Raw genomic sequence first — 2631 nt, 5'->3', positions numbered from 1 at the left:
CTGTTGGCGCTACTGGGCCTCAAGGTATCGCTGGCGCTGATGGCGCTACTGGACCTCAGGGTATTGCTGGCGCTGATGGCGCTACTGGGCCTCAAGGTCTTGCTGGCGCTGCTGGCGCTACCGGCGCTCAAGGTCTTGCTGGCGCTGCTGGCGCTACCGGCGCTCAAGGTCTTGCTGGCGCTGCTGGCGCTACCGGCGCTCAAGGTCTTGCTGGCGCTGCTGGCGCTACCGGCGCTCAAGGTCTTGCTGGCGCTGTTGGCCCTACTGGGCCTCAGGGTATAGGAGGCGCTGTTGGCGCTACTGGCCCTCACGGTATTGCTGGCGATGAAGGCGCTACTGGACCTCAAGGTATTGCTGGCGTTGATGGCGCTACTGGGCTTCAGGGTCTTGTAGGACCTGCTGGCGCTACCGGCGCTCAAGGTATTGCTGGCGTTGATGGCGCTACTGGGCTTCAGGGTCTTGTAGGACCTGCTGGCGCTACCGGCGCTCAAGGTCTTGCTGGCGTTGATGGCGCTACTGGACCTCAGGGTCTTGTAGGACCTGCTGGATCTGGTGCAATAATTCCATTCGCATCAGGAATCCCTGTTTCACTCACGACTATTGCAGGCGGCCTTGTTGGTACTCCAGGCTTTATTGGGTTTGGAAGCTCTGCACCAGGTATTAGTATCGTAGGCGGAACAATAGATTTAACAAATCCTGCTGGCACGCTTACTAACTTTGCATTTTCGGTTCCTCGTGCTGGAACAATTACTTCGATGGATGCTTTCTTCAGTACTACAATAGCGCTATCCCTTATTGGATCAACTGCAACAATTACAGCACAATTATATGAATCAACCCCAACAAGTAATATTTTTAGTCCAGTTGTAGGCGCTTCTGTAACATTGGCTCCATCTCTAACAGGTATTCTTGCAATTGGAACTATAAGCAACGGTATCGTTAGAGGATTAAACATACCAATAACTGCACAAACACGACTATTAATGGTCTTTACTGTAACTGCTACTGGTGTTTCTCTTATTACCTCTGTTGAGGGTTATGCAAGCGCAGGTCTAACAATTAATTAATTTATAGAAAATTCTCACTTTTAGGATCGTGAAGCATACCGTATAGGTGATCCTCCCACTGTCAGCAAAATATAAAAATCATTATTTCGCTGGCAGTTTTTTTATAAAAAGGATAGTTGTGAAACAGAGTGATGGATATGATATAGGAACATTTACCAGTAAATCTAGTTGAATTTAAATAATACAAAACATATATGATTTGAAAAGCAGATCCTTACTCTACATCATAGTACCCTCTTAAAAATGGATAGTTTAAAAAAAGTATCTATACAGTAAAGGCTACGATTAACTGAATTCAGTATTATGCTTTGCCAAAACAAACTTACTCTCTTAATCCGTACAATAAAAATAAATGGATAATGACAACTTTTCGTTCAGAATTGAATAGAAAGTTGCCTTTATTTATGTTCCTTTTCACTATGTGTTTCCATCAAAGTCATAATTATTTTAAGATTGACGGTGAATATTACCACCCCCATTGCAGATGAATATAGACAAGCCTCAAGGGTAATGCTATCTCATTCTAACTCCCATTTTTCTGTTTAATTCGTTATTTTTCAATATCAAAATAATACGTATGACTTTCATTATTATTTATTTCTTTTCTGTAAGCCCTTTATGAATAACCAAATGTTGGATTTAATTTTAATACTCATTGTAATTCATTTTGGTTGATGTATTAAATAATCTCATTCTAGAAATGATTGGTGTTGCTAAGAAATTTCAAGACGTCCATTTTGCCGACTGATTCTCTATTTGTTTAAAGTAATGCAAATCATGTTTTATAAGTCATGGTGAATTTAATCATTCTGGCAAAAAATAATAACAAAATTTACGAAGAATTGTTATCTCAATATTTACTTGGAAAATTAGCCATCACTTTAAAAGTCTAACTAAGTAACAATCTTCATTCCATTAAAATCATTATTGAAGAACCGTCAAAGACAATTAATACAAAGTATTTTGCAACGATACAATGGAAATATCACATTTTCTGAGCCCTTAAACATTCGAGGGAACCTTTACAAAAGTATATTCATAAATTAGAAGTATCCAAATAAAATACGGCTTCCACAACAGTAAAAATTGTGGAAGCTTTTTCTATATAAATTATGATTGTAAATACTAAATCTTAATTTTTGAGATGCTTTGGAACTCATTAGCTACACTAAGTTAGTCTTGTTTAATTTCCATTTTCAAATATGGATAATTGCCCTCTTTCAATTATATCGACATGAATAACTTGTTAAAGATAGGCGGTGAACAAATGGATAATAAGAAAGAAAGATGTCACAAGTGCGGTAAGTATCTCTGCACTTGTAATAATAACAGTAGATGTTCCATGGGGCCAACTGGACCTACTGGTGATCGAGGTCCAAGGGGTGAACGCGGACCTAGAGGTTTTCCTGGCCTTCTCGGGGCTGATGGTGTTACTGGCTCTACTGGACCTACTGGGGCTGACGGGGTTACTGGCTCTACCGGACCTACCGGGACTGATGGAGTAACTGGGGCTACTGGCTCTACCGGACCTACCGGCTCTGATGGAATTACTGGGGCTACTGGA

Annotated in this window: 1 protein-coding gene and 1 pseudogene; both read left to right on the top strand. The window is 41.1% G+C overall.

Translation table 11 applies throughout. The annotated features are described in order from the left end of the window. Nucleotides 1-1067, top strand: a 1067-nt coding sequence (locus JFL43_RS22060; protein ID WP_325166730.1) for an exosporium glycoprotein BclB-related protein, incomplete at its 5' end; no start/stop codon positions are given. A gap of 1267 nt (nucleotides 1068-2334) precedes the next feature. Continuing rightward, nucleotides 2335-2631 (top strand): annotated as a pseudogene (locus tag JFL43_RS22055) (hypothetical protein); the annotation flags it as partial.

Source organism: Viridibacillus soli (genome assembly GCF_016612995.1).
In the GTDB taxonomy this organism is placed as follows: domain Bacteria; phylum Bacillota; class Bacilli; order Bacillales_A; family Planococcaceae; genus Viridibacillus; species Viridibacillus soli.
Note: the sequence above shows the minus strand (reverse complement) of the source record. Positions and strands in the feature narration are given on the sequence as shown.